We start from the raw sequence: 7,384 nt of genomic DNA, 5'->3' as shown, positions 1-7,384 counted from the left end.
GAAGTAACCCTTGAGAATTTTCTCAAGGGTTTTTGTGGTACGCTTTAAGTTTTCAGTCATTGGGGAAAAATTCTCAATTTAACACTGCACTGAGCAAAGTGACTACATGTCATACAGTTAAAACGATTGGTAAAAAGGCCGGCCTCTAACAATGAATCAAGTTTGACTCGAAGACTAAAATTAGTATAAAGAGTGAGGTGTTTTTAATTTTTGAAACGCTCGTATTATAACCAAAGAGAATAGTTGGCTATGAATTTTACGTATTTTACAAATTTTAGGTATAGTTGTATACTAGCTTCATCAAAAGGAAAGAAGGAAAATCATGTATTTGATTAACATCACTTTTTTAGATTTTTTCTTTAAGTGAAAGGGTGGCAGACAAGTGGTTTTTGAAGCTCTGTAATCACCTAAAACTGGGAAAAGATATGCTATAATAGTAGCAGTACCGATTGTGAGGACAAGGATGAAATTATACTATACAGATATACGAAATTCGCTGACTAAGTTTTTAGCGAAAGAAGCAGAAAATCTTGCGCAGAAAGGGAAACGCGTTTTTTATATTGCTCCTAACTCGCTTTCTTTTGAAAAGGAGAGAGCTGTATTAGAACAGCTAACAGAACAGGCTTCTTTTCGAATTACGATAACCCGTTTTGCTCAAATGGCTCGTTATTTTGTCTTGAATGATGTGAACAAGAAAGAATCACTTGATGACATTGGATTGGGGATGCTGTTTTATCGTATTCTCTCACAAATGAGTGAGGGAGACTTACGTGTCTATGGAGGTCTTGCAAAAGATTCTCAATTTATCCAACAATTAGTAGAATTGTATCATGAATTACAGGTAGCTCAGATGAATTTTTCTGATTTGGAATTTTTAGATGAAGCTGAAAAACGGGCAGACTTGCTACAGATATTTGAGAAAGTAACGATCGCTTTAAATCAAGGAAATTTCGATTCAACTTCAAATATAGCTGTTTTTCTCCATCATATCCTTTCTGGTGATGTAGATAAAGAGTTGGAGGAGTTGGCTCTTGTAATCGATGGTTTTACTCGTTTTTCTGCAGAGGAAGAGGCTTTGATTAAGGCTCTTCACCAAAAAGGAGTGGAGATTATCATCGCAACGTATGCCAGTGAAAAAGCCTTTCGCACTTCGTTTTTAGAAGGAAATCTCTATCAAGCTAGTGTTGAATTTCTTCTGAAATTATCTAAGGAATTTCAGATTAATGCTAAATACATAGACTCTTTTTCAGAAGATAGCTTTGGTAAACTTTCAAAACTCTTAGAAGCACGTTATAGTTTCACTGAATCTTCTTTGGAGTTAACTGAGGCGGAACGTTCAAAAGTGGAACTTTGGTCATGTGCGAGCCAGAAAGAGGAGCTGGAGTATGTTGCTAAGGCTATTCGCCAGCTTTTACATGATGGCAAACGCTATAAGGAGATACGACTGCTGTTAGGGGATGTTACGGCTTATCAACTGCAACTCAAGACAGTATTTGACCAATATCAAATTCCTTTTTATCTAGGAAGAAGCGAGTCTATGAGTCAGCATCCTCTGGTGCAATTTATGGAATCCTTGGACAGAGTGAGGCGTTATCACTTCCGTAAAGAAGATTTCCTTAATCTTGTCAAAACAGGTCTTTATGGGAAATTTAAGCAAAAGGAATTGGATGATTTGGAAGTCTATATTCGCTTTGCAGAAATTGAAGGACAAGCTTCATTTGCAAGTCCTTTCACCAAAAATCAGCAAAATAAATTTCAGCTCGATTACCTTAACAACATAAGAGAGAGAGCCATTACCCCTCTTTTAACTTTCTTTCAATCAGCTAAGAAGAACCAAAAGAATCTTTTACAGGATTTTAGTCGATTTCTCGAAGAAGTTGGATTAATGACAAATTTAGAGCGGATGCTTCGAGAACAAGAAAACCATGAGGAAGAACGATATGAGCAGGTTTGGAAAGCTTTTGTCCATGTTCTAGAGCAATTTGCTCATGTATTTGAACACCAAGAAGTAGCCGTAGAGGATTTTCTTTCTCTCCTTCATTCAGGGATGTTGCTCTCGAACTATCGTACTGTGCCTGCAACTGTTGATAGTGTGATTGTGCAAGATTACAGTCTGATTGAACCCCTCACAGCTCCCTTTGTATTTGCTGTTGGGCTTAGTCAAAAGCATTTTCCCAAAATTCCTCAAAATATAAGTCTTTTAAGCGACGAGGAGCGAATGTGTTTAAATGAAAAAACAAATTCTCAAGCATCGTTAGTTGTTGATACTCAGGAAAATCTTAAGAAAAATCGCTATGTTTTTCTTTCTCTTTTAAACGCAGCAACAGAAAAGTTGGTACTATCTAGCCCAAGTCTTCTGAATGAGGCTGAAAGCACACTGTCTCCTTACGTTTTGGAACTGATGAAAGATCCGATTCATCTACCGTTAGTAACGAAGAAAGTTGAGGCTACAAGTGATGATATGGGAACTTATCACGCTCTGCTTTCTCGTATTATTCAACTTCATCAGGAGGAAATCGGACAGGATTGGGATAAAAAAACGCAAACTTTTTGGTCTGTTGCTGTACGGGTATTGCGAAAAAAATTAGAAAAAGAAGGAATTTCAATACCTGCTATTAGTGCTGAGGCTAGGACAGAACCATTGCAAAAAGAAACGCTTGCTACTCTTTACCCAGAGGAAGAGTTTTATCTATCAGCTTCAGGTTTGACTGAATTTTATAAACATCAATACAGTTATTTCATTAAGTATGTTTTGGGGTTGCAAGATACCTGGTCTATTCGTCCAGATGCACGAAGTCATGGAAATTTCCTACATAGAATTTTTGAAAGGGCAATGAGAGATGACAGTGATATGCATTTTGATCAACGGCTGCAAAAAGCAGTTACTGAAACAAGTAAAGAGCGTGAATTTGAACTCTTTTATGATGAAAATAGCCAGACAAAGTTCATCAAGGATTTATTACTCGAAACGGCTTGGTCCCTTTCATATCTTTTAGGAAATAATCCACTTATTGAAACCATTTCTGAAGAAGCTAGTTTTAGTGGGCATGATTTTGCCCCCCTAACTGCAGGGAAATCGCTAGTCGTTAAAGGAAAAGTTGACCGGATTGATCGATTGAAACCTTCTGCCAAACTGGGAATTGTCGATTATAAGTCAGGTGCAACCAAGTTTAGTTATGGCCAATTTTTTAACGGTCTTAACTCTCAACTACCGACCTATTTGGCTGCTTTGAAAAATTTGCCAGCCTACCAGGAAGAAAAAGGGATATTTGGAGCCATGTACTTGCAGATGGTAGATCCCTTGATTGCATTAAAAGACACAAATCAATCGGAGGATTTTGTCAAAGAAGCTAAGAAGATGGTTCAATACACGGGTCTTTTTCTAGAAAAAAGTTTAAACCAATTTTACGATACGAGTAAACGCAACCTTCTCACGTCAGAAGAATTAGAACTGTTAATCAATTACAATGCTTTTCTCTATCAGCAGGCGGCAGAGACGATTTTGGCTGGAGCTTTTGCGATAAATCCTTATACACCAGATGGAAGAAGCATTGCGCCATTTGTCGACCAACATAAGGCGATTACAGGCTTTGAAGCCAATCTTCACCTAGGTCAAGCTAGACATCTTAAAAAGTTAGATGAAAAAATTAGTCCTTTGTCAGATCAGTACCGATTGGCTTGGCTTGAAAAAATGCGAAAGGAACTTGAAAAATGAAGGGAATCCCTTTTTTAACGGATGAAGAAATTAAGGCTTTACAAGAAAAGGAAAAAAATTAAATCAATCACAAAAACGGACTCCTGAACAGATTGAAGCCATCTATAGCTCAGGTAATAATATCTTGGTTTCTGCTTCAGCAGGATCTGGGAAAACATTTGTTATGGTGCAAAGGATCTTAGATCAGTTGATGCGGGGAATCTCTGTAAATCAGCTCTTTATCTCGACCTTTACAGTAAAAGCAGCGACGGAACTTAAAGAAAGGCTGGAAAAAGAGATTGAGCATTCCCTTGCTGAGACAGACGATGAGGAACTCAAACGCCATCTGTCCCAACAACTGGCTGAGCTTCCAACTGCTGATATTGGTACCATGGATTCTTTCACACAAAAACTATTAGGACGTTATGGATATCTTTTAAGTTTGTCACCTACCTATCGTATCTTACAAAATGAGAGTGAACAGCGTATTTTACAAAACGAAGTTTTTGACCAACTGTTTGAGGAATATTATAAAGGGCCAAAGAAGCAGCTATTTGAGCAAACGGTAAAAAACTTTACGGGGAAAGCAAAGTCTATCGCAGGTTTTCGAAATCAAATCTATCATATCTATAGTTTTTTACAATCGACAAGTAGTCCCCAAGATTTTCTCGATAAAGTCTTTTTAAAAGGCTATGAAGGGGCTGATTATGAAGGGGAAAAAGGAGTGATTTTAGAGCGGACCTATCATACCCTTCTTGAACTGGAAAATTTTTTTCGTTTTCACCTTGATGGAAGTGGAAGGGAGTTTTCTAAAGCAAAATACCAGGAAAATGTTTTTCATATTTTAGATGAGATTGCTAGTTTGACGAATCAGTCCAGCCAAGAGGAACAAGAGCATGTTTTGAGACGGGTAGTTTCCATTTCGCGTCTCAGTAATGGCCGTGCGCTGACCATCACAACTCGTAAGGAAGAACTAAAGGAACTAGCAACAGACTTTAATGAAGAAAGAAAACAGCTAATAGCAGATTTACGAGGATATGAAAAAGAGCTTTATACCTTGGACTTTCTTCAAAAATATCATCATCAAGCCTATGAAATTGCTCAGCTTTTACGAGATTTTGTACGAGATTTTTCCAAACGATATCTGGAGCGGAAAAGACAGGAGAATGCATTTGAGTTTGGAGATGTGAGCCATTTTGCTATCCAGATTTTAGAGGATTTCCCTGAAGTTCGTTCTTTTTACCAGAGTAAATACCATGAGGTGATGGTCGATGAATATCAAGACACCAACCATACCCAAGAGCGGATGCTGACTCTTTTATCAAATGGGAAAAATCGTTTTATGGTAGGAGATATTAAGCAATCAATCTACCGTTTTCGTCAGGCTGACCCGATGATTTTTAGTGAGAAATTTCAACGATATCAGGAGATGCCTGAAGAAGGAAAATGTATCCTCCTAAAAGAAAATTTTCGAAGTCATGTGGAAGTCTTAGATGCGACAAATGATGTCTTTAAGCATTTGATGGATCAGAGTGTCGGAGAAATTGATTACAATAACACTCATTATTTAGTTGCAGGGAATCCTAAGAAAGCTATTGCAAATACAGCCAATCAAGCAAAATTTCTTATCTATGATAAAGATGGGGGAGATGCGGACAGTCAAGACGAGATAACGGCTGGTGAAGTATTACTTGTGATTAAAGAAATCATTCGTCTTCATAATGAAGAAGGAGTGGAATTTAAGGATATCACTTTATTAACAGCTGCTCGGACGCGAAATGACTTGATTTTAAGCGAGTTTGAAAAGCATCATATCCCGATAGTAGCAGATGGAGGAGAGGCTAACTACCTACAATCTGTAGAAGTCATGGTGATGCTAGATACCCTTCGGGTGATTAACAATCCTCTGAATGACTATGCATTAGTCGCCTTGCTGAAGTCTCCTATGTTTACGTTTAATGAGGATGAACTAACCAGAATTTCTCTTCAAGCAAGTTGTGAAAAATCTAAGGAATTTTTGTATGAAAAATTACAAAATGCGTTGAAACAAAAAGGAATACACTCCCATCTGATTGATGAGGACCTTCGGAAAAAGTTGAACCAGTTTGAGGGATTTTTACTCGATTGGCGAACTTTTTCAAGAAGTCATTCTTTATACGATTTAATATGGAGAATCTATCAGGATCGTCTCTACTATGATTATGTAGGGGCTTTGCCAAATGGTGCACAACGCCAGGCAAACCTCTATGCCTTGGCCTTGCGTGCTCATGAGTTTGAAAAAGCAAATTTCAAAGGCTTGTCTCGTTTTATTCATATGATTAATAAAATCATAGAAAACGAGCACGATTTAACCAGTGTGGCCACTCCAGTACCCCAAAATGCAGTTAATTTGATGACAATTCACAAGAGTAAGGGGTTGGAGTTTTCTTATGTTTTTGTCCTAAATGTGGATAAAAGTTTTAGCAAGAGAGACACGAGTGCGTCCAGTATCATTAGTCGAAATGAAGGGATTGGTCTCAAGTATGTAGCAGATGTCTTTGTTGGTGATCAGGATCCGCAATCCCCCCAGAAAGTAAGAGTGCTTTTAGAGACACTTCCTTATCAAAATAATCGCAAAGAACACCAATTAGCCCATTTATCAGAACAGATGCGCTTGCTATACGTTGCTATGACTCGTGCTGAGACCAAATTGTATTTAGTTGGTAAGGGAAATCAAGAAAAACTAGCTGAGAAGAATTGGAACAGGCGAGAACAAGACCGTTTGGCCAAGGACTTCCGTCTAGAGTTGTCAAGTTTTCAAGATTGGCTCTATGCGATACAAGTTTCCTTTCAAGAGGAGGATTTGGCTTATAAAACTGAATTTGTGACGGATGATGACCTGACTGAGGCTCAAGTTGGTTCTGTCAAGCAGAACAGTCCTGTCTTTATAGAAAACCAAGTTCAAAATCGACAGTCAGATGATATCAGGAAGGCTTTAGCTGTATTGGAAAACGTAGATAGGATAAATTCAAACTATCAGGCAGCGATTGAGTTAGCCAGTGTGCGAACACCAAGTCAGATTAAGAAATTTTATGAGTCTGTTATGGATAATGAGGGAGTAGCTATCATGCAGGAGGAACCGATAGCTATTAATTTTAAACTACCAGATTTTACAAGGGAATCACCAGCGACTGGAGCTGCAATCGGTAGTGCGATTCATGAATTGATGCAGCGAATTTCCTTGGATAACAATCTTGACCTATCGGAGCTAGAAAGAGCTCTTTCTCAAGTACAAGCCAATGCGACGATAAAAGAAAAAATCAATCTTGAAAAAATTTTAGCATTTTTTTCAAGTGAACTTGGACAACTTATCATTGCCGAAAAAGCAAATTTATACCGAGAGGCTCCCTTTGCAATGTTGAAACAAGATGATAAAAGTGGAGAAAAGTTTGTCGTTCGAGGGATATTAGATGGTTATCTTGTACTGGATGACCGCTTGGTTCTCTTTGATTATAAGACAGATGTTTACCAATCTCCTCATCAACTTGTAGAACGCTACCGTCAGCAACTGAATCTCTACGCAGAAGCTCTCACACGCTCTTATGGGATTCAAAAGGTTGAAAAATACTTAGTTTTACTAGGAGGACCAGTGGCTCAGGTTGTGGAGGTCGATTCATTCGATAAGGAATAAAGCGTTCCCCTCTTTTGGCA

General features: G+C 38.2%; 1 protein-coding gene and 1 pseudogene. Both read left to right on the top strand.

The window, feature by feature from the left end:
• The first annotated feature begins 463 nt into the window (after nucleotides 1-463).
• A complete protein-coding gene (rexB, locus tag STRDD10_RS07005) occupies nucleotides 464-3,715 on the top strand; it encodes an ATP-dependent nuclease subunit B (protein WP_067194331.1) in 3,252 nt (1,083 codons plus the stop codon).
• Nucleotides 3,712-7,364, top strand: a pseudogene (gene addA, locus STRDD10_RS07000) (helicase-exonuclease AddAB subunit AddA). Before rexB ends, addA begins: the two are co-directional and overlap by 4 nt.
• Nucleotides 7,365-7,384: the final 20 nt, after the last annotated feature.

Source organism: Streptococcus sp. DD10, assembly GCF_001578805.1.
Classification (GTDB): Bacteria; Bacillota; Bacilli; order Lactobacillales; family Streptococcaceae; genus Streptococcus.
The sequence above is the reverse complement of the archived record's forward strand: the minus strand, read 5'-3'. Positions and strand labels throughout refer to the sequence as shown.